Origin of the sequence: Vibrio sp. RC586, assembly GCF_000176715.1 — a bacterium.
GTDB lineage: Bacteria > Pseudomonadota > Gammaproteobacteria > Enterobacterales > Vibrionaceae > Vibrio.
Map to the genome: position 1 here is coordinate 141,737 of NZ_ADBD01000005.1, position 21,071 is coordinate 162,807.

A 21,071-nucleotide genomic window follows, 5' to 3' on the forward strand; every position below is an offset into this window, starting at 1 on the left:
CTAGTACAGATTTAGGGCCTTCTTAGATTCTTCTAAGAAAAAGCAGTGGTATTGTAGTAGACCGGACTTTCACCGAAAGGTTCACAAAAAAATGATCTTTTTTACGATCTTTTTTGTTTGAATGATTTTCCATTTATTAGTCAGTGAGTTAACCAACTGCTTTTTCTCTATCTCCTATGGCGAAGTGAATTATCGCGATTTAAGACTTCACTCGCGTTTGAGCCTGTTCCACCGCATGCGCCACTTGTTTTGGTGATACACCACCCAGTGCACAACGTTTCTCTAAACAAGACTCAATGGTCAGAACCGGATACACATCTTGCTCGATCAATGATGAAAACTGTTGTAGCTCAGCCAGTGAAAGTTCTTCCAAAGCCACACCTTTGCCAATTGCCGCGACAACAGCCACACCGACAATATGGTGCGCCTCGCGAAATGGAATCCCTTTCGCGACTAGATAATCCGCCAATTCAGTCGCGTTCGAGTAGCCTTGTTTGGCCGCTTCTAACGTACGCGCCGCATTCACTTTAATCCCATCAAAGCAAAGTCCCGCCATTTGCAAACAATCAAACCAAGTGTCGAGCGCATCAAATAGCCCTTCTTTATCTTCTTGCATGTCTTTGTTGTACGCGAGAGGGAGTGCTTTCACGGTCATCATCATCCCCGCCAACGCACCGTAGACGCGTCCGGTTTTACCGCGGATCAACTCCAGCGCATCGGGGTTTTTCTTTTGTGGCATCAGTGAAGAGCCAGAGGTCACTGTATCAGCTAATTCAATAAAGCCCGCTTCACCTGTGGTGTAGAAGATCATGTCTTCCGCCAGACGCGACAAATGCAGCATCGAAATGGATGCGACTGACATCAGCTCCATCACATGATCGCGATCGGAGACTGCATCCAGCGAGTTACGTGTCGCGCGAGTGAAACCAAGATCCGCGGCTAACACCTCGCGATCAATTGCGTAAGCGGTTCCTGCTAATGCACCAGAACCGAGCGGTGAGGTGTTTAAACGCGCCAAAGCATCAGTCAAACGGGACTCATCACGCTCAAACATCTCCAAATAAGCTAAACACCAATGGGCAAAAGTCACCGGTTGCGCACGTTGCAAATGGGTGTAGCCCGGTAAAACCGTCGCTTGGTGCTCAGCAGCCACCGCCACTAACTGTTGTTGCAGCGTTTTCAGAGCAAAGAGCAGATGAACGCCCTGATCGCGACACCAGAGCTTAAGATCGGTCGCAACCTGATCATTACGCGAACGCCCTGTGTGCAGTTTTTTACCGAGATCACCGACTTGCTCAATCAGCTTCTGCTCCACCCAAGAGTGAATATCTTCCGCATCAGAAGCTAAGATTTGCTCCGGATCTTGCTGAACCGATTTCAGCAGGTAATTTAACGCCTGCTCTAACTGTTGTTGCTCATGCACGCTCAAGACATTGACGGAGACCAAGGCTTTTGACCAAGCGATTGATCCAACAATATCTTGCTCGGCTAAGCGATAATCAAAACGCAGTGAATCATTGAATGCTTTAAACCGACTGTCCGCCGCTTGGGTAAATCTTCCGCCCCATAATGCCATGCTTAATCTCCTGCTTTCCTCTCACCGCAACCGCCGTCGAGGATGTGATAACTGAAAATGACCCCAAACTCATTGGAGTTGCAGATAGGCGGCAAGTGAGTGAATCCCCATGAGCATAGATAAACTATGTGATTGGGGTGAATGAACGTAGCCAACACCGCTGCAACTTCAAGTAGGAAGGGGATAAGGATCGCAGTGCGATCCTTATGTTATAAACCGATGACAGTGCTTATTACTGCTTGTTTTGGCTCAGAGCGCGGATGCGGCTCGACAGCGAGTAAAGACGGATGAAGCCGCCTGCGTGGCTGTGGTCATACACTTCATCTGCACCAAAGGTCGCGAAATCTTCTGAGTAGAGGCTGTTAGCCGAACGTTTTTGCGTTGCCACGGCTTGGCCTTTGTACAGCTTGATCACCACTTCACCGTTGACATCTTTCGCCAGCTCATCGGCTGCCGCAAATACCGCCTGACGTAGTGGAGTGAACCAACGACCATCATAAACAAGGTGTGACGCTTTAATACCCAGCTCTTCACGGAATTCGAATGAGGTTTTATCCAGCACCAGTTGTTCAACGGCACGCAGCGCTTCCATGATGATGGTGCCTCCCGGAGTTTCGTAACAGCCGCGAGATTTCATACCTACCAGACGGTTTTCCACGATGTCGATACGACCTACACCATGCTTCGCACCTTTTTGGTTGAGGTACAGCAAAGCGTTGTAAGGGGTCATGGCTTCACCATCAACAGCGACCACTTCGCCATGCGCAACTTGCAGCGTGACATATTCTGCTTCGTTAGGCGCTTGCTCAGGATCAACCGTCCACACCCAGCAATCTTCATTTGGCGCATTCCATGTACTTTCCAAAACGCCACCTTCGGTAGAAACGTGCCATGCGTTGGCATCACGCGAGTAGATCTTGGTCAATGATGCGGCACAAGGAATGTTGCGCTCGGCAAGGTAATCCAAACACGCTTCACGGCTACGTAGATTCCACTCACGCCAAGGCGCAATCACATGCAGATCCGGAGCCAGTGCCGCAAAAGCACCTTCAAAACGCACTTGGTCGTTACCTTTACCAGTACAGCCGTGTGCCAGTGCATCCGCTCCCACTTTACGCGCGATTTCGACTTGTGCCTTAGCAATCACCGGACGCGCCATTGAAGTACCGAGTAAGTATTTACCTTCATAGTAAGCGCCCGTTTTCAGCGTTGGGTAGATGTACTCTTTAACGAATTCTTCTTTCAGGTCAACGATGTAACATTCCGAGGCGCCCGATGAGAGCGCTTTCGCTTCTACACCTTTCAGTTCCTCATCACCTTGACCAACGTCAGCCACAAACGCCACCACTTCACAGTCATAATTTTCTTTTAACCATGGAATGATCACCGACGTGTCCAGACCGCCAGAATATGCCACAACTACTTTTTTAACTTGTACTTTACTCATTGATGTATCTCCATATTCCTGGCTCTGCGCTTGGCGGTCAGTGCTCAGGTTTAATCAAATTAGTGACTTAAAATCTTAAGGTAGAAAACGGGTGCCGATGCTTCCGCCGCCAAATAACTTGGCGAGCTTCTCTGGGTAACGCCAGGTAGCCACTTCAATCGGCCGTCCTAAATCTTGCGCCGCTTCCAATGCCGCTTTCACTTTGACGATCATGCCGTCGGTAATGACTTTGCCAGCAATCAGTGCATCCGCTTGTTTGGCATCTAAGGTGGCGATGAGGTGGCCTTTGCCATCCAGCACACCGCTGACATCAGAAAGCAGTACCAATTCCGCATCCAGAGCACCCGCCACAGCAACCGCCGCTTGGTCAGCGTTGACGTTCATCATCTGCCCTTCCGCAGTTAGGCCAATCGAGCTAATGATGGGCATCGCACCAGTAGCCAAAATCGCTTGCAGCAAAGTGGAATCGCCCGGCGTGGCTTTGCCGACTGCGCCCAGTTCAGGATCTAATTCCTCGACGTGGCATAAACCGCCATCCGCCAGTGACAAACCCACGGCATTGATGCCATCTTTGATCGCTTGGCCTTGCAGCATCTTGTTTGCCGTACCTGCGAGAGCTCCGGCAATGATCGGAATTTGATCGTATGGCGTAACGCGTAAACCATCTTTCTTAACCGATTTGAGTTGCAGCTTCGCCATCAACTCATCGACCAGATAACCACCGCCATGCACGATCACGATGCGTCGCTGGGCTTGGTTCTGATATTGGGCAATTGCACCAAACAGTTTGCTAAGTGTCTCTGCGCAATCGAGCGCCGCACCGCCTAACTTAATCACTAAAGGACTGAGCTTGAGATCTGACATGTTGAACCCTTACACCAACGCGGTTAATTCATCGAAACCGTAGTGAATATTTAAACACTGCATCGCTTGACTCGATGCGCCTTTCAATAAATTGTCGATAGCAGACACCACTATGATGTGACGTCCTTGTACCTTCCAGCCGAGGTCACAAAATGGGGTGAACTCGACATCTTGAATCCGTGGCAAACCATTAGGGAAACGCACCAACGGTTTATCTTGATACGCCTTGTTAAAGGCTTCTGCGACTTGCTGCTCGGTGACACCATCCGCCAATTTCATGGTGATGGTAGCCAGAATGCCGCGCTTAAAGTTGCCAAGATGCGGGGTGAAGATCACCTCACAGCCTAGGTGAGTCGCAATTTCTGGCTGGTGACGGTGGTTAAACACACCGTAGGGTTGCAAGCTCACTTCGCAAAAACTGTTGGTCATGGTGGCTTTACGTCCCGCACCTGAGACACCACTCACCGCGTTAATCACTGGCCATTGGGTGGTGTCGAGTAACCCTTCCACCAACAGAGGCTTAATCGCCAGTTGCGATGCCGTTGGGTAGCAACCCGCAACGGCAATCATTGGGCTGGTTTTGATCGCTTCCGCATTCCACTCAGCAAGGCCATACACCGCTTTTTCTAACCATTCAGAATGCTGATGAGCAAAGCCATAGAAGGTTGGATAAAACGCCTCGCTCTGCACCCGAAATGCACCCGACAGATCAAACACCTGACAACCTTGAGCTAAAAATTGTGGCGCGAGGTCATGACTCACTTCATGCGCAGTAGCCAGAAAGACCACATCACACTCGGCCGCAACAGCATCCACGTCAGCCAAAGCTTGCACTGGCATATCAATCAACCCAGCCACTCGACCATGCAACTGCGACAGTGATTTGCCCGCATCCACACTGTTGGCGGAAACATATAAACCTGATAGCGTGAGTTGTGGGTGCTTGTGCACCATAAGAGCCAGTTCTGCTCCGGTGTAACCGCTTGCGCCGATGATGGTGGTTTTTAACATCAAAAACATCCGTATTAAGTGGTGAAAGAGAGCGGATAACGCTGATTATTCATCTTTCAAAATTGCGATTAATTGGTTTTTTATTCACTTAAAGTGATTTAATATGTGTTTTACAATTTCACCGACACTCTGTCAATAGCAGGAGCAAAGATAAAATGCCGTTACCCAGTTTCCTTGAGGTCTATGAAGGCCTGATTTCAACCTCTTCTATCAGTTCGACCGATGCGCGCTGGGATGAAGGTAATGAGCAGGTGATCGCAAAATTAGCCGATTGGCTCAGCGCGCTCGGTTTTTCGATTCAGATTGAGCAAGTCGCCCCCAATAAGCAGAATTTGATTGCCAAACTCGGTAGCGGTGAAGGCGGTTTATTATTGGCAGGACACAGTGATACTGTGCCGTTTGATGAAGGCCGCTGGAATTACAACCCGCATGCGCTCACGCAAGCCAATAATCGCTTCTATGGATTAGGGACCGCGGATATGAAAGGTTTCTTCGCCTTTATTTATGAAGCGGTGAAAAACGTCGATTGGCGCAAACAAACCAAGCCGCTGTATGTGCTGGCGACCTGCGATGAAGAAACCACCATGCTCGGTGCACGCCACTTTACCGAAAACGCCCCATTTAAACCGGATTACTGCATCATCGGTGAACCCACCAGCTTAGTGCCGATCCGTGCGCACAAAGGCCATGTGGCGAATGCCATTCGCGTGACCGGTAAATCTGGCCATTCATCCAATCCAGCGCTGGGGGTTAATGCGATTGAGATCATGCACGAAGTGCTGTTTGCTCTCATGCAGCTGCGCGATCGCTTAATTAAAGAATATCACCATCCGGGATTTGAAATTCCGACTCCAACGCTGAACCTTGGTCACATTCATGGTGGCGATAGCCCGAACCGAATTTGTGGTTGCTGCGAACTGCATTATGACGTTCGCCCTCTTCCAGGCATTAGCTTAGATGGTTTAGATAACCTGATGCGTGACGCACTACGTGATGTACAGCAAAAGTGGCCGGGACGTATTGAACTCGTCCCGCTGCATGACCCGATCCCCGGTTATGAGTGCGCCCATGATCACCCGTTTATTCATGGCATTAGCGAAATCTGTGAGCAAGAAGCACAAACCGTAAACTACTGCACCGAAGCGCCTTTCTTGCAGCAAGTTTGCCCAACGTTAGTGCTTGGCCCAGGTTCGATCGATCAAGCCCATCAGCCGGATGAGTTTTTAGCCTTTGAATTCATCGATCCAACCGTGCGTGTGCTGTCACGCGCCATGCAGAAATATTGTTTCTAAATTGATCGCCCCAAGCTCTGTCTTGGGGCTTTTTGTAAGAAAATTTCAATACTTTCGCGCTTTTGGTTAAACAATACATATCCCAAAGAGGCTGAACTATAAATGAAATCTTAGTCTTAACAGCAAGCACACTAGACAAAGTGGTCAAGATTGTGTAATTAACAGAACTCACATTGGATGTAATTTTTTTTCAAGGCAGGATGACAATGAACGAAAAATACGCTGCGCTCAAAAGTAACGTAAGCATGTTAGGACGACTACTCGGCCAGACGATTCAAGCCGCCGATGGCGACGTTATTTTAGAGAAAGTGGAAACCATCCGAAAACTTTCCAAATCCGCCAGAACGGGCAACCAAGCTGATCGCGAGCTACTGATCGAAGAGATCAAAAATCTTCCCAATCACCAACTGACCCCTGTCGCTCGTGCCTTTAACCAATTCCTTAATCTGACCAACATTGCCGAGCAGTATCACACCATCTCGCGCCACTGTGAAAGCCATGTGAATGAGTTGGATGCCATTGGTAGCTTGTTTGCCAAACTCACGCAAAACTCGGTCAGTAAATTCGATACGGCACAGGCCATTCGTGATCTGAACATTGAACTGGTATTGACCGCTCACCCGACTGAGATCACTCGTCGCACCATGATCAACAAGCTAGTCAAAATTAACGAATGCTTGTCCAAACTCGAACTGAGTGAACTCTCTTCAAAAGAGCGCCATAAAACCGAGCGTCGCCTTGAGCAGTTGATCGCGCAAAGCTGGCACTCGGATGTGATCCGTCAGCAGCGTCCAACGCCACTGGATGAAGCCAAATGGGGCTTTGCGGTGGTGGAGAATTCTCTGTGGCATGCGGTACCAGAATTTTTACGCGAGTTGGATGAACAGGTGAAATCTCACTTGGGTGAAGGTTTACCGATTGATGCACGCCCTGTGCACTTCTCATCATGGATGGGCGGTGACCGCGATGGTAACCCATTTGTTACCCACACCATCACTCGCGAAGTGCTATTACTGTCACGCTGGAAAGCGGCCGATTTGTATCTCACCGATATCAATGAGCTGGTCAGCGAACTTTCGATGACCAAGTGTAATGAGGCAGTACGCACTTTAGCGGGTGAGGAGCATGAACCTTATCGCGCGATCCTCAAGCAACTGCGCAGTTTGCTACAAGAGACGATTGATATTCTTGAAGCTAAACTGAACGGTCAAAAGCTTGCTGTGAAGGCACCACTACAAAACGTCGATCAGTTGTGGGAACCGCTTTACGCTTGTTACCAATCACTGCATGAGTGTGGCATGGGCGTAATTGCGGATGGTTCACTGCTCGATACTCTACGTCGCATCAAAGCGTTCGGCGTGCATCTGGTTCGCCTCGATGTTCGTCAAGAAAGTTCACGCCATGCGGAAGTGATTTCGGAACTGACCCGTCATCTCGGCATCGGTGATTACAATCAGTGGAGCGAACAAGACAAGATCGCTTTCCTGACCACTGAACTGAATTCTAAACGTCCGCTGCTGCCGCGCGACTGGCAACCCTCTGCACAAGTCAAAGAAGTTCTGGATACCTGTAAGATCATTGCTGCGCAATCCAAAGATGCGTTTGGCGCTTATGTGATCTCTATGGCGCGCACCGCATCGGATGTCCTCGCAGTTCACCTGCTACTACAAGAAGCGGGATGTCCTTATCGTATGGATGTCTGCCCGCTGTTTGAGACCTTAGATGACTTGAACAACGCCGAATCGGTGATCCGTCAGTTGATGAGTATCGATCTGTATCGCGGCTTTATTCAGAACCACCAAATGGTGATGATTGGTTATTCAGACTCAGCGAAAGATGCCGGCGTAATGGCGGCAGGCTGGGCGCAGTACCGCGCAATGGATGCCTTAGTCAAAGTCAGTGAAGAAGCGGGTATTGAGCTGACGTTGTTCCATGGTCGTGGCGGCACGATTGGCCGTGGCGGCGCTCCTGCCCATGCGGCACTGCTTTCTCAGCCACCGAAGAGCTTAAAGGGCGGCCTGCGCGTAACAGAACAAGGCGAGATGATCCGCTTTAAACTGGGTTTGCCAGAAGTGGCGGTGAACAGCTTCAACATGTACGCCAGTGCCATTTTGGAAGCCAACTTACTGCCACCACCAGAGCCAAAACAAGAATGGCGCGATCTGATGAATGTCCTGTCGGAAGTGTCGTGTGAGGCCTATCGCCATGTCGTGCGTGGTGAGCCTGATTTTGTCCCTTACTTCCGCCAAGCCACACCTGAATTGGAATTGGGCAAACTGCCACTCGGTTCACGCCCATCAAAACGTAATCCAAACGGTGGGGTTGAGAGTTTACGTGCGATCCCATGGATTTTCTCATGGAGCCAAAACCGCTTGGTATTACCCGCTTGGTTAGGTGCTGGTGAAGCCATTCAATTCTCCATTGATCAAGGTCACCAATCACTACTTGAAGAGATGTGCCGTGAATGGCCATTCTTCTCAACTCGCTTAGGCATGCTTGAGATGGTGTACACCAAGTGCAGCGCGGAAATTGCACGTTACTACGATGAGCGCTTAGTGGAACCTGCTCTGCGTTCACTCGGTGAGAAACTGCGCGCGCAACTTCAGAAAGACATCAAAACCGTACTCAATGTAGAAAACAACGAGAACCTGATGCAAAGCGATCCTTGGGGACAAGAGTCGATTCGTCTGCGCAATATCTACGTGGAACCACTCAACATGTTGCAAGCTGAACTGCTCTATCGCACCCGTCAATCGGAGCTCTTAGCGCCAGAGCTAGAAGAAGCCTTGATGGTGACTATAGCGGGAATTGCAGCGGGAATGCGCAATACTGGTTAACAAATCGCAAAATCTCAGCATAGAACACCAAAAGGCTGCAACTTAGTGGCCTTTTGTTTTACATTTTTGCATTATTGAGAATAATGTCAGTTTTTTGTTTGAATGGCACATTTGTATTCCACTTTATGCTTATTATTTAGATATACTACGTTCCCTCTGTGATAAGCAATGCAAAGCAATCTCACAGTCAAAGTATGCAAAGACATACGCCACTCTAGGTGATAACCGGCTTTATAAGGTGACATAAGCAGCCAGATTATTGGGCTGCGGGTATTTAAATGCGTTGATATGAGTGCCATTAGAAGCACGACAGCCGTTTAGATAGAAGTTTATGTTGACTTAATTTTTGGATTGAAGACATGTCATTACCACACGTTATCCTTACTGTTCTTAGCACACGCGATGCAACCGGGTACGATATAACAAAAGAATTTTCTGCTAGCATTGGCTACTTCTGGAAAGCCAGCCATCAGCAGGTATATCGTGAACTCAATAAAATGGGGGAACAAGGTTTAGTAACTTGTGTTCTGGAACCACAGGAAGGCAAACCAGATCGCAAGGTTTATTCTATTACCCAAGCTGGTCGCAGCGCTTTAGGTGAGTGGTTTGATCAACCAACCGCACACCCAACCGTGCGTGATGAGTTCAGCGCTAAACTGATGGCTTGTTCAGTACAATCAGCAGAGCCTTACCGCCTGCAACTGGCTGAACTGGTTGAAGAGTCGCGCAAGCTGGTCGCTCACTACCAAGAAATCGAGTCTGCTTATTACGCCAACCCAAGTATGTTGGATAAGCAGCAGCGTTTAGAGCGTTTAACGCTACGTCGTAATTTACTGGTTCGCCAAGCATGGATTCAATGGGCGGATGAAGTTTTAGCGGAGTTGAATGCCATGGCGTAAGCCCTGCCACTCAATGATGTGGAAAAGGATGATGTCCCCATCATCCTTTTTTATTGTCATCCCTAAACCACCGCTTTTAGCAGTGGTGATTGTCCCTAGGGGCTTTTGCCCGAAAATGCCCCCATGTTAGAAGACAAACTCTTATTCACCATAAGTAAGAGGATTCAAATAACATGGGCGACTACAGAAGTTCATCACACGTCTATTGGCGTTCGTTTGGACACCAAAATTTCGTTTTAAGACCTCAAAAGGTAGTGTAGCCAAAGAGCTAAATCGTTCAATCTACATTCTTTGTAATATGAAAGATTGTGAGGCTTTGGAACTCAATGTTCAGCCAAATCATGTCCACTTAGTTGCGATAATTCCGCCCAAAGTATCGATTTCGACGTTGATGGGAGTTTTAAAGGGTAGGAGTGCAATTAGGCTATTCAACAAGGTTCCACATATCAGGAAAAAGTTATGGGGAAATCATTTTTGGGCGCGAGGCTATTTTGTGGATACGGTCGGTGTAAATGAAGAAATCATTAGACGGTATGTTCGGCATCAAGACAAAAAAAGAGCTTAAGCAAGAGCAGCAGTTAGAGTTATTGAAAGATCAACCGCGTCGAGTTCCCTTTTAGGGGACTAATATTAAAACCGCCTAAGAAGGCGGTTTTAATATTAGTCTTACTCTATGCTGTGTATGTAATATTTTTAAGGTCGTGATTATTAACCGTATTGCTGATGAGATTTTTTGTTTCTGGCGATTAATTACACATTAAATGACAATAAATTCACATAAGCATGGAAAGGATATGGATAATGTTGCCTAGTTTTTCCCAACAATCTTGAATTGGAGATTACTCTTATGAACAAGCCGTTTGCTTTGATGGCTCTAACTGCAGCGATGGCTGCTCCAGCAGCACTGGCTTCAACACCAGTCATGTTTTCTTCTATCGACAATTTCAATACGCCAGATGCTAACCAAGTCGCGGGTCTGCGTTTATCTGCATTGCACGGTAAAGTGGATGAAGTGAAAGGGGTCGACTTCTCGATTCTTGGTCTATCTGAAACCAACAAAACTACAGGTGTGAACTTCGGTCTATTCTTCGGTGCAAGCAAAGTGAACCAAGAGATGACGGGTGCATCACTGGGTCTTTTGAACTGGAACACCGGTAATACTTACGGTGCGAACTTGGGCTTTGTGAACCTGACTCACGATGTGAAAGGCGCTAACTTGAGCTTTGTGAACTATTCAGAAGGTAACACCTTGGTTGACCTAGGTGCAGCTAACTTCTCGAACACTTCTACTGTTCAGTTTGGCCTGTTCAACAAAACTGCAAAAATTGAAGGCGTACAGATTGGTTTGATCAACTGTGCTGACAACGGTTTCTTTAAGTGTTTCCCAATCATTAACTTTGCTAAGTAATGATTAAAAAAAGCGTTGCCAAGGCAACGCTTTTTTTCACTCAAGGTGTAAATCGAGCGGCGTTTTGCTGGGTTTACCTCCGATTTCTCGAGTCAATTTCGGTACCAGATAACCGGAAACCCGCTCAATTAAGCCTCCCATAAGCTGCCGTGCTTCATCATCACTCACGTAAAAATGCGCCGCACCCTGCACCTTATCCAACACATGTAAGTAATAAGGCAGAATGCCTGCATCAAACAAAGTTTCACTGAGTGCAACTTGCTCTTCAACGGAGTTATTTACGCCTTTAAGCAGCACACCTTGGTTAAGCAAAGTCACGTTAACTGCGCGTAAGCGTGCCATTTGCTGTTTGAGTTCCAAATTGATTTCATTGGCGTGGTTGATGTGTGTTACCAGCAGGATTTGCAAGCGCGTTTGCGCGAACAGTTCAACCAATTCCTCCGTGATACGCGCTGGGATCACCACCGGCAATCGTGAGTGAATGCGCAGTCGTTTGATGTGTGGGATCGCTGCGATACGCTCTATCAGCCACGCAAGCTCATGATCCTTGGCTATCAAAGGATCACCACCGGAGAAGATTACTTCATTGAGTTGCGGATTCTGCGCGATGTAATCAAGACTTTGCTGCCAAATCGCTTTACTGCCTTTGTTATCTTCATAAGGGAAATGACGACGGAAACAGTAGCGGCAGTTGATTGCACAACCGCCTTTCACGATCAGCAAGCAACGATTTTGGTACTTGTGTAGCAAGCCTGGAATCGCGTTGTTTTGCTCATCCAGAGGATCATTGGAATAGCCGGGATGTACCTCAAATTCTGCGCCTAATGGCAAAACTTGACGTAAAAGTGGATCGTAAGGATTGCCTTTTTGCATGCGATCGACAAAACTTTGCGGCACCCGCTGCGCAAACAGTTTGCGCGCTTCAAATCCGTCTTGCCATGGCGATGGATCGATCTCGAGTTGCTGTAATAATTGCAGAGGATCCGATATCGCGTTTGCCAGCTGTTGCAGCCAGTTTTGCTCAACAGAAACGACTTTTCGGGTTATGATGTGCGGCATTGATTTTAACTCGAAGATAGTAAGAGGACAAAATGGCTACTGTTAGCACGAATGAATTTAAAGGCGGTCTCAAAATTATGCTTGATAACGAGCCTTGTGTCATTCTCGAAAACGAGTATGTAAAACCAGGTAAAGGTCAGGCATTCAACCGCGTGAGAATCCGTAAGCTGCTTACTGGTAAAGTTCTGGAAAAAACCTTTAAGTCAGGTGACACTGCAGAAGTTGCTGATGTTATCGATATCGATCTGGATTACCTGTACAACGATGGCGAATTCTACCACTTCATGAACAACAGCACATTCGAACAGCTTGCTGCAGATGCAAAAGCAGTGGGTGAGAATGCGAAATGGTTGGTAGAAAACAACACTTGTATGCTGACACTGTGGAATGGTAACCCAATCGCGGTAACTCCACCAAACTTCGTTGAGCTAGAAGTGACTGAAACTGATCCAGGCGTAAAAGGTGACACTCAAGGTACTGGTGGTAAACCAGCAACTTTGTCTACTGGTGCGGTAGTTCGTGTACCTCTATTCGTACAGATCGGCGAAGTGATCAAAGTGGACACTCGTTCTGCAGAATACGTTGGCCGTGTGAAGTAATCACCTCGGTAACAAGAAAAAACCAACCATGCGGTTGGTTTTTTTATTCGTGTTTTGCTCTTGCTGCTTGAACACACCAATAAAAAAGCTGGCCTGTAAGCCAGCTTTTTTGATGTTTCATATTAGATCATGAAGATAAACACGACAGCCAGTGCTGAGATGATAGTCGCAAAGCCGTAGCAAGCGATTTTTCCTGCCACACCAGTGTGGAATTTCAGGTCATGCATACCGTGATGAACACGGTGCATGGCATGCCACATTGGTAGAGCTAAAGTGCCGATGATGAACAGTGCACCAATGATGCTGGTTGCAAAGCTGGCTACACGCTCATAGCTCAGTGCTTCGGCATCAATCACACCGAGTGGCGCAAGTATGCCCAGTACCAGAACGGTAATTGGGGTGATCATGGCAAACCAAGTGCCACCAGCACCAAACAGGCTCCACCATACAGGTTCGTCTGAACGTTTTGGGTTGGTATTAATCACAATAAGCTCCTTACACCACAATAAGAACAATCAGTGAGATAAAGGCCACGGCCGCCCACTGTGCTAGCACGATGATTTTTTTATCTACCGGTTTACCGCCCAAGCGAATTGGTACAACTTGCGGCATCATGCTGAAGAAAGTTTGCGCATGGAACAAGCTACCGGCCAGTGCCACGATGTTGATCGCAACGATGAGTGGGTTGGCCATAAAATCCAACCAGGTTTGCCATGCTTCAGGGCCTTTCACCAGAGAACCTAAGCCAACGGTTAGGAACAAGGTAAACAGGATCAATGGCAGAACCGTTGCTTCACGCACCATGTAGAAGCGGTAGAAAGGATGATCCTTCCACCAAGTACGTTTCATTTCACGAACATAAGGTTTACGGTTACTCATCCTTAAGCCTCCACTTTCTTCGGTGAACCGTCTGGGTTCAACATCGCGATCACGAAGTCTAATGATGACTCCACTTTGCCTTGGTTCACGGCTGCCGCTGGGTCAACGTGTTTCGGACACACTTCAGAGCAGTAACCCACGAAGGTACAGCCCCAAGCGCCGTTTTCACCGTTGATCAGCTTCATACGCTCGGCTTTACCGTTGTCACGGCTGTCGAGGTTGTAGCGATGCGCCAGAGTTAGAGCTGCCGGGCCAATGAACTCTGGGTTCAAGCCGAATTGCGGGCAGGCTGCGTAACACAAACCACAGTTGATACAACCAGCAAACTGTTTGTACTTCGCCATTTGCTCTGGAGTTTGTAGGTTAGTACCGTCTTCTGGTTTACGATCGTTACCGATGATGTATGGCTTGATGGCTTCCAGACGTTCGATGAACGGCGTCATATCTACGATCAAGTCTTTTTCGATTGGGAAGTTAGCCAGCGGTTCGATTTTTACGCCTTCTGGGTAATCACGTAAGAAGCTCTTACACGCTAACTTTGGCACGCCGTTGACCATGATGCCGCACGATCCACAGATCGCCATACGGCATGACCAGCGGTAAGAAAGATCTTTATCCAAGTTATCTTTCACATAACCAATCGCATCCAGTACCGACATGGTTTCATCAAACGGTACTTCGAAGCGTTGCATGTGTGGTTCTGCATCTTTAGCTGGGTCGTAGCGCAGAATGTCCACTTTTTGAATACGTTGTGCTGACATTATTTTTGCTCCTCTACGCTTTTTCCGGCCGCTTCAGCTGCTGCAGCTTTTTCTGCTGCTTCACCGTATAGACGCGCTTTTGGCTGCGACTTAGTGATTTTCACTGGGCTGTAATCGATCTTCGGTGATTGACCTTCTTGGAAGAACGCCAGAGAGTGCTTGAGGAACTCTACGTCATCACGCTCTGTGCAACCGTCATCAAGACGTTGGTGCGCACCGCGAGATTCTTTACGCAGGATAGCGGAGTGAACCATGGCTTCAGCGACATCCAGACCGTAACCGACTTCAATCGCGTATAGCAGGTCAGTGTTGAACACCTTGCCTTTGTCTTTGATGCTGATGCGCTTGTAACGCTCTTTCAACTCGGCCAGTTTGTTGATGGTGTCTTGCATCAGATCTTCCTGACGGTAGATACCACAACCCGCTTCCATGGTGTGACCCATTTCAGTACGGATGGTTGCCCAATTTTCATCGCCTTCTTGTTGCATCAGGGCTGCGATACGATCTTCAACCGCTTTGACTTGTGCTGCGATTGCTGTTTCATTCCAGCCTTTAAACTCAGCGGCACGCTCAACGGCTTTTTCACCGGCAACGCGGCCAAAGACTACGAATTCTGCTAGCGAGTTTGAACCTAAACGGTTCGCACCATGCAGGCCAACAGACGCACATTCACCAACAGCGAACAGACCTTTAATGCGGGTTTCACATTCGCCATTGGTTTCGATACCACCCATGGTGTAGTGCACAGTTGGACGAATAGGAATTGGCTCTTTCGCTGGGTCAACGTTCACGTACGCTTTCGCCAGTTCACAGATAAATGGCAGACGCTCTTGCAGGTATTCTTCGCCCAAATGACGTAGGTCTAGGTGCACCACATCGCCCAGTGGGTGTTTGATGGTGTTGCCTTTTTGCTGCTCATGCCAGAAGGCTTGGGAAACTTTGTCACGCGGACCCAGTTCCATGTATTTGTTCTTTGGCTGACCCACTGGAGTTTCAGGGCCCATGCCGTAGTCTTGCAGGTAACGGTAGCCATTCTTGTTGACGATAATACCGCCTTCACCACGACAACCTTCGGTCATCAGAATACCAGTACCTGGTAGGCCAGTTGGGTGGTATTGAACGAATTCCATATCACGTAGAGGAACGCCGTGACGGAAAGCCATGGCCATGCCATCACCAGTCACAATACCGCCGTTGGTGTTGCAGTGGTAAACGCGACCAGCGCCACCAGTAGCTAGGACAACCGATTTGGCTTTGATGGTGACCAGTTCGCCTTCCGACATATGAATGGCGATCAAACCTTGGATTTCACCGTTATCAACCAGCAAATCCACCACAAAGTACTCATCCAAACGCTTGATTTGTGGGTACTTGATAGAAGTTTGGAACAGGGTGTGCAGCATGTGGAAGCCGGTTTTGTCGGCAGCGAACCATGTGCGCTCAACTTTCATACCGCCGAAGCGACGTACGTTGACTTCACCATTCTCTTTACGGCTCCAAGGACAACCCCATTGTTCCATCTGGATCATTTCGCGGGTTGCATTGGCAACAAAGTATTCAACAACATCCTGTTCACATAGCCAGTCACCACCGCCAACGGTATCGTTGAAGTGGTTATCTAAGCTATCTTCATCCTTGATAACTGCTGCGGAGCCACCCTCGGCTGCGACGGTATGAGAACGCATTGGATAAACTTTAGAAATCAGAGCAACTTCTAAGTTAGGGTTTGCTTCTGCCGCTGCAATAGCAGTACGAAGACCAGCGCCGCCAGCGCCGATGACTGCGATATCTGTGGTGATAATTTGCACAGTTATCCTCCAGTGTGATTATTTTATTTTATGGACTGAGTTAGTCTCAGTACCTGGAATTGTCAAAGCATTGATTTGGAAGTCACTTAGGTAAAACTTACCGACTCAACACCTGTCCACCCATTAAGTGGTAGGGGTAGTGTAGGAGAGCTTGAAGATGGAAAAATTGATTCTGTTGGGTTTTTGCTGCGGTATTGCAAACTCAGGCATACTAATTGCCCTATATGTGACTGGTGTCACAAATGGATTTGGATTTTTATTCTGAACGAGTACAATTCATTATCTCTGTTAATTGCTGAGCGACACCATGACTAGTTCCGACTGGATGCCTACCGCATCAATAAGCCAATTAAAACAACGCGCTACCTTGCTGCGTCAGATCCGCGAATTCTTTGCCGAACGCGATGTAATGGAAGTAGAGACCCCTGCCATGAGCCACGCCACGGTGACGGATATCCATCTTCATACTTTTAAGACGGAATTTGTCGGACCAGGTTATGCCAAGGGAAGTTCGCTACATCTCATGACTAGCCCAGAATTTCATATGAAGCGTCTGTTGGCGGCAGGCAGTGGTTGTATTTATCAGCTTGGTAAAGCTTTTCGTAACGAAGAAAATGGCCGTTATCACAATCCCGAGTTCACCATGCTGGAATGGTATCGGATTGGTTTTGATCATCATTCTTTAATGGATGAGATGGACGCTTTGCTGCAATTGGTGCTGCGTTGTGGCAGTGCTGAGCGCATGACTTACCAAGCAGCGTTTCTGAATGTACTTGGCGTTTGCCCCCTCGAAGGTGACATGAGTGAGTTAAAGCAAGTCGCTGCAGCGTTGGGTTTAAGTGATATTGCCGAGCCTGAAGAAGACCGCGATACCTTATTGCAACTGCTGTTTAGTATTGGCATCGAGCCGAAAATTGGCCAAACCGCACCTGCCTTTGTGTATGATTTTCCGGCTTCACAAGCGGCATTGGCCAAAATTAATCCGGCAGACCCACGGGTAGCCGACCGTTTTGAAGTCTATTTCAAAGGGATAGAATTGGCCAACGGCTTCCATGAGTTGGATAACCCTGCAGAACAGCTTGCCCGTTTTAAAGCGGATAACGCCAAACGTTTAGAAATGGGGTTAGCTGAACAGCCGATCGATTATCATTTGATCGCAGCGCTGGAAGCGGGTTTGCCAGAGTGTGCAGGGGTAGCACTGGGAATCGATCGCCTGATCATGTTGGCGCTGGGTGAAGATCATATTGATAAGGTCACCGCTTTTCCGTTTCCCCGAGCCTGATCGGATTCTCAGTTTGCAACATATTCCCCTTTTTCAGACCCAGTTTTAACGAGGTAAGCGCTCGCGTCATGCAGCCAACCTCGTTATACTCCTTGTCTGATTTGAATCCCCATTGCAAGAGCACAGGATATGCAAGAGTACATTGAGTTTTTTCAGCAAAATATGATCCTTTCACTGGCTTGGATCGGTATTTTGGTAGCGTTGATCGCTAGCATTTATAAATCGGCAACCGCTGCTTATCAAGAAGTGACGGCTAATCAAGTGACACACTTGATTAACCGTGAAAACGGCATCGTGGTTGATATCCGCAGTAAAGATGAGTTCAAACAGGGCCATATTACGGACGCAATTCACATTTTGCCGTCAGACATTAAAGCGGGTAACTTGGCTGGACTTGAAAGCCATAAATCGAGCCCCATTATCGTGGTATGCAAAACGGGTCAAACCGCACGTGAAAGTGCTGAACTACTGACCAAAGCCGGTTTTGAGAAGGTTAATCGTCTAAAAAATGGCTTGATTGCTTGGAATGAAGCTAACCTGCCTTTGGTACGCGGTAAACGCTAAATCCTTAGAGCTCCTCATCGGCGTTGGTGAAAATATCAGCGCTTGACGGTAAGAGTTGTGATGTCACCCACGTAATGGCTTGCCCATCTAGTGATCCCCCACACTCTCAGTTAGTCTCAGGACACATTGACCTTTGAACCCAATTATCTGAATTAAGGATGAAACCATGGCTGAAGCAGCACAAGCCTCGCAACAACAGTTTGCTATCCAACGTATCTACCTGAAAGATGTTTCTTTTGAAGCACCAAGCTCACCAGTGATGTTCCAAAAAGAGTGGAATCCTGATGTGAAACTGGATCTCGACACGCAAAGCCGTGAACTGGGTGAGGGTGTTTATGAAGTGGTTCTGCGTCTGACTGTAACGGTGAAAAATGCAGAAGAAACAGCATTCCTGTGTGAAGTACAACAAGCAGGTATCTTCAGTGCAGAGCAGATGGAAGCGGGCCAATTGGCACATTGCTTAGGTGCTTTCTGCCCGAACATTCTGTTCCCATACGCGCGTGAAACCATTTCAAGCCTTGTGGTGAAAGGCACTTTCCCGCAACTGAACCTAGCTCCTGTAAACTTTGATGCGCTGTTCATGAACTACCTGCAACAGCAAGCTCAAGAAGGCGCAGCAACTCCAGCGAACGCTTAATTCGCGCGATTGAGTTTCAAGCGACAGTAAAATGCACAGCGCCACCGCGATGTGCATTTTTTGTTTATCATTCGAGTATTGGTTTTTGCAGTCTTTATCCCGCTTATGTTTAGCGGAGAGGGTGCAGACTGCAATAGCCAATGTTTGGGTATAGAATAGAGCACAACTTCGTTATCGATAGGCAGAACAATGAGCGAAACACAGAACCCCAATAGCTACGGAAAACCTGTTGAAATGACCGTGATTGGTGCGGGCTCCTACGGTACCTCGCTGGCGATCTCTCTGGCGCGCAATGGCGCGAACATCGTCCTATGGGGACATGAAGCCGAACATATGGCTCGTCTAGAAGACGATCGAGCTAACCATGAATTTCTGCCAGGAATCGCATTTCCTGACACTTTAATTGTTGAAACGGATCTGAAAAAGGCAGTGCAAGCGAGCCGCGATTTGCTCGTTGTTGTCCCGAGCCATGTGTTTGGCATTGTGTTAAAGAGTTTACAGCCACATCTGCGCGCTGATAGCCGTATTTGTTGGGCAACCAAAGGTTTAGAGCCTGAAACAGGGCGTCTGTTGCAGGATGTTGCCCATGATGCACTTGGTGATAACTATCCGCTCGCGGTACTGTCTGGGCCTACGTTTGCTAAAGAACTGGCGATGGGGATGCCAACTGCGATTTCTGTTGCCTCACCTGATGCGCAGTTTGTGCGTGACCTGCAAGAAAAAATCCATTGCAGTAAAACGTTCCGTGTGTATGCCAACAGTGACTTTATCGGCATGCAGCTTGGGGGCGCCGTGAAAAACGTGATTGCAATTGGTGCGGGGATGTCAGATGGCATTGGCTTTGGCGCGAATGCACGTACCGCCCTTATTACTCGTGGCTTGGCTGAAATGACTCGTCTAGGAGCTGCTTTAGGCGCGCAACCGGAAACTTTTATGGGCATGGCCGGATTGGGTGATTTAGTGCTGACTTGTACTGACAACCAATCGCGTAACCGCCGTTTTGGTTTGGCGCTTGGTCAAGGAAAAGACGTGGATACCGCGCAAACTGATATCGGACAAGTCGTTGAAGGGTATCGCAACACCAAAGAAGTGTGGATGCTAGCGAAACGTATGGGCGTTGAGATGCCAATTGTTGAACAAATTTATCAAGTATTGTATCAAGGAAAAGATGCGCGACTCGCGGCTCAGGATCTGCTGGCGCGAGATAAGAAGATGGAGCGTTAAAACGCCGCGCAAGAGATGGAATTGAATAGATAGATGCAGGTGGCCCTATCTTGATTAGGACAGAGTAAGTCATGAAACAGTGCGCACACACTAAGGTTTGGCAAACCATTGTTGCTGAAGCTCGCGAGCAATCCGAGCAGGAGCCAATGTTGGCCAGTTTTTATCACGCTACCATTATTAAACACGACAGTTTAAGAGCGGCGCTGAGCTACATTCTTGCCAACCGTTTGAATACGGCGTCCATGCCGGCTATGGCGGTGCGTGAAGTGATCGAAGAAGCATTTGCTGCCGACCCGAATATTACGGAAGCGGCGGCGTGTGATATTTGCGCGACCGTCAACCGCGATCCGGCAGTGTCGATGTACTCGATGCCACTACTGTACCTGAAAGGTTATCACGCGCTGCAAGGCTATCGGGTTGCCAACTGGCTATGGAGACAAGGGCGTAAGGCGCTCGCGACCTATTTCCAGAACCAGATTTCCGTGGCATGTCAGGTCGATATTCACCCAGCTGCGCGCATTGGTCGTGGCATTATGCTCGATCACGCGACAGGCATAGTGATTGGTGAAACGGCAGTGGTTGAAGATGATGTTTCGATCTTACAAGACGTCACTCTCGGCGGTACGGGTAAAGAGTGCGGCGATCGTCACCCGAAAATTCGTGAAGGGGTAATGATTGGTGCTGGTGCTAAGATTTTAGGCAACATCGAAGTTGGGGAAGGGGCAAAAATTGGCTCTGGCTCTGTGGTGTTGCAAGCAGTACCACCGCATACCACTGTTGCTGGGGTTCCAGCGCGGATTGTGGGTCGGCCACAGTCGGATAAACCCTCACTGGATATGGATCAGCAATTTAATGGGCGCTCACAAACTTTTATTGGTGGTGATGGCATTTAACACCATATAACCTGACTGACCCCAATAAAAA

The 21,071-nt window shown here is 48.2% G+C and carries 19 protein-coding genes and 1 pseudogene; 11 read left to right on the forward strand and 9 right to left on the reverse strand.

The window, feature by feature from the left end; all coding sequences use genetic code 11:
* Positions 1 to 199: 199 nt before the first annotated feature.
* From argH to argC, 4 genes are all read right to left on the reverse strand, one after another.
* Entirely contained in the window at positions 200 to 1,576 is a 1,377-nt protein-coding gene (gene argH, locus VOA_RS14850; protein ID WP_001240119.1) for an argininosuccinate lyase, read from the reverse strand.
* A 232-nt stretch (positions 1,577 to 1,808) separates the two neighbouring features.
* Positions 1,809 to 3,023 (reverse strand): argininosuccinate synthase, encoded by a 1,215-nt coding sequence (locus tag VOA_RS14845; protein WP_000049176.1) that lies wholly within the window; start codon positions 3,021 to 3,023, stop codon positions 1,809 to 1,811.
* Positions 3,024 to 3,098: 75 nt separating this feature from the next.
* On the reverse strand, positions 3,099 to 3,887 hold the full coding sequence (gene argB / locus VOA_RS14840) for an acetylglutamate kinase (RefSeq protein WP_001281563.1): 789 nt from the start codon (positions 3,885 to 3,887) through the stop codon (positions 3,099 to 3,101).
* Positions 3,888 to 3,896: 9 nt separating this feature from the next.
* Positions 3,897 to 4,898 (reverse strand): N-acetyl-gamma-glutamyl-phosphate reductase, encoded by a 1,002-nt coding sequence (gene argC / locus VOA_RS14835; RefSeq protein ID WP_000921331.1) that lies wholly within the window; start codon positions 4,896 to 4,898, stop codon positions 3,897 to 3,899.
* A 155-nt stretch (positions 4,899 to 5,053) separates the two neighbouring features.
* Between argC and argE the strand changes: the two genes are divergently transcribed.
* The 5 genes and pseudogenes from argE (at position 5,054) to VOA_RS14815 (ending at position 11,334) form a co-directional block, all read left to right on the forward strand.
* Complete coding sequence (gene argE, locus VOA_RS14830; RefSeq protein ID WP_001130851.1) at positions 5,054 to 6,190, forward strand: acetylornithine deacetylase; 1,137 nt, start codon at positions 5,054 to 5,056, stop codon at positions 6,188 to 6,190.
* A gap of 206 nt (positions 6,191 to 6,396) precedes the next feature.
* On the forward strand, positions 6,397 to 9,027 hold the full coding sequence (gene ppc / locus VOA_RS14825; RefSeq protein WP_001003606.1) for a phosphoenolpyruvate carboxylase: 2,631 nt from the start codon (positions 6,397 to 6,399) through the stop codon (positions 9,025 to 9,027).
* A 359-nt stretch (positions 9,028 to 9,386) separates the two neighbouring features.
* Positions 9,387 to 9,926: a PadR family transcriptional regulator gene (locus tag VOA_RS14820; protein ID WP_000056568.1), complete on the forward strand. Its 540-nt coding sequence runs from the start codon at positions 9,387 to 9,389 to the stop codon at positions 9,924 to 9,926.
* Positions 9,927 to 10,099: 173 nt separating this feature from the next.
* Positions 10,100 to 10,491: pseudogene (gene tnpA, locus VOA_RS0117275) on the forward strand (IS200/IS605 family transposase).
* A gap of 282 nt (positions 10,492 to 10,773) precedes the next feature.
* Complete coding sequence (locus VOA_RS14815; protein ID WP_001039511.1) at positions 10,774 to 11,334, forward strand: VC2662 family protein; 561 nt, start codon at positions 10,774 to 10,776, stop codon at positions 11,332 to 11,334.
* 36 nt (positions 11,335 to 11,370) lie between these two features.
* Here the strand turns inward: VOA_RS14815 and epmB are convergent, their stop codons facing one another.
* Positions 11,371 to 12,393 carry an EF-P beta-lysylation protein EpmB gene (gene epmB / locus VOA_RS14810; protein ID WP_001120189.1) on the reverse strand — a complete coding sequence of 341 codons (1,023 nt, stop codon included), beginning with the start codon at positions 12,391 to 12,393 and terminating at the stop codon, positions 11,371 to 11,373.
* Between the two features lie 32 nt (positions 12,394 to 12,425).
* Between epmB and efp the strand changes: the two genes are divergently transcribed.
* Positions 12,426 to 12,992 (forward strand): elongation factor P, encoded by a 567-nt coding sequence (gene efp / locus VOA_RS14805; protein WP_000246892.1) that lies wholly within the window; start codon positions 12,426 to 12,428, stop codon positions 12,990 to 12,992.
* A gap of 122 nt (positions 12,993 to 13,114) precedes the next feature.
* Here the strand turns inward: efp and frdD are convergent, their stop codons facing one another.
* Genes frdD through frdA form a run of 4 tightly spaced genes read right to left on the reverse strand, consistent with a single transcriptional unit; the run spans position 13,115 to position 16,440 of the window.
* Positions 13,115 to 13,477: a fumarate reductase subunit FrdD gene (gene frdD, locus VOA_RS14800; protein ID WP_000611150.1), complete on the reverse strand. Its 363-nt coding sequence runs from the start codon at positions 13,475 to 13,477 to the stop codon at positions 13,115 to 13,117.
* 10 nt (positions 13,478 to 13,487) lie between these two features.
* Entirely contained in the window at positions 13,488 to 13,871 is a 384-nt protein-coding gene (gene frdC, locus VOA_RS14795) for a fumarate reductase subunit FrdC (RefSeq protein ID WP_000071093.1), read from the reverse strand.
* Between the two features lie 2 nt (positions 13,872 to 13,873).
* Positions 13,874 to 14,632: a succinate dehydrogenase/fumarate reductase iron-sulfur subunit gene (locus VOA_RS14790; protein ID WP_001276016.1), complete on the reverse strand. Its 759-nt coding sequence runs from the start codon at positions 14,630 to 14,632 to the stop codon at positions 13,874 to 13,876.
* Positions 14,632 to 16,440 carry a fumarate reductase (quinol) flavoprotein subunit gene (frdA, locus tag VOA_RS14785; RefSeq protein WP_001165823.1) on the reverse strand — a complete coding sequence of 603 codons (1,809 nt, stop codon included), beginning with the start codon at positions 16,438 to 16,440 and terminating at the stop codon, positions 14,632 to 14,634. Before frdA ends, VOA_RS14790 begins: the two co-directional genes overlap by 1 nt.
* A 307-nt stretch (positions 16,441 to 16,747) precedes the next feature.
* Between frdA and epmA the strand changes: the two genes are divergently transcribed.
* The 5 genes from epmA to cysE all read left to right on the forward strand — a co-directional run bounded on the left by epmA (position 16,748) and on the right by cysE (position 21,040).
* Positions 16,748 to 17,722, forward strand: coding sequence for an elongation factor P--(R)-beta-lysine ligase (gene epmA / locus VOA_RS14780; RefSeq protein WP_000204193.1), 975 nt, complete (start codon positions 16,748 to 16,750; stop codon positions 17,720 to 17,722).
* Positions 17,723 to 17,851: 129 nt separating this feature from the next.
* The gene (locus VOA_RS14775; RefSeq protein ID WP_001158894.1) at positions 17,852 to 18,286 is read left to right on the forward strand and encodes a rhodanese-like domain-containing protein; all 435 of its coding nucleotides are present in this window, start codon (positions 17,852 to 17,854) and stop codon (positions 18,284 to 18,286) included.
* A 166-nt stretch (positions 18,287 to 18,452) separates the two neighbouring features.
* On the forward strand, positions 18,453 to 18,923 hold the full coding sequence (gene secB / locus VOA_RS14770) for a protein-export chaperone SecB (RefSeq protein WP_000796514.1): 471 nt from the start codon (positions 18,453 to 18,455) through the stop codon (positions 18,921 to 18,923).
* Positions 18,924 to 19,112: 189 nt separating this feature from the next.
* Positions 19,113 to 20,147 carry an NAD(P)H-dependent glycerol-3-phosphate dehydrogenase gene (gene gpsA / locus VOA_RS14765; protein ID WP_000005330.1) on the forward strand — a complete coding sequence of 345 codons (1,035 nt, stop codon included), beginning with the start codon at positions 19,113 to 19,115 and terminating at the stop codon, positions 20,145 to 20,147.
* A 71-nt stretch (positions 20,148 to 20,218) separates the two neighbouring features.
* Positions 20,219 to 21,040: a serine O-acetyltransferase gene (gene cysE / locus VOA_RS14760; RefSeq protein WP_000806520.1), complete on the forward strand. Its 822-nt coding sequence runs from the start codon at positions 20,219 to 20,221 to the stop codon at positions 21,038 to 21,040.
* The last annotated feature ends 31 nt before the right edge of the window (positions 21,041 to 21,071 follow it).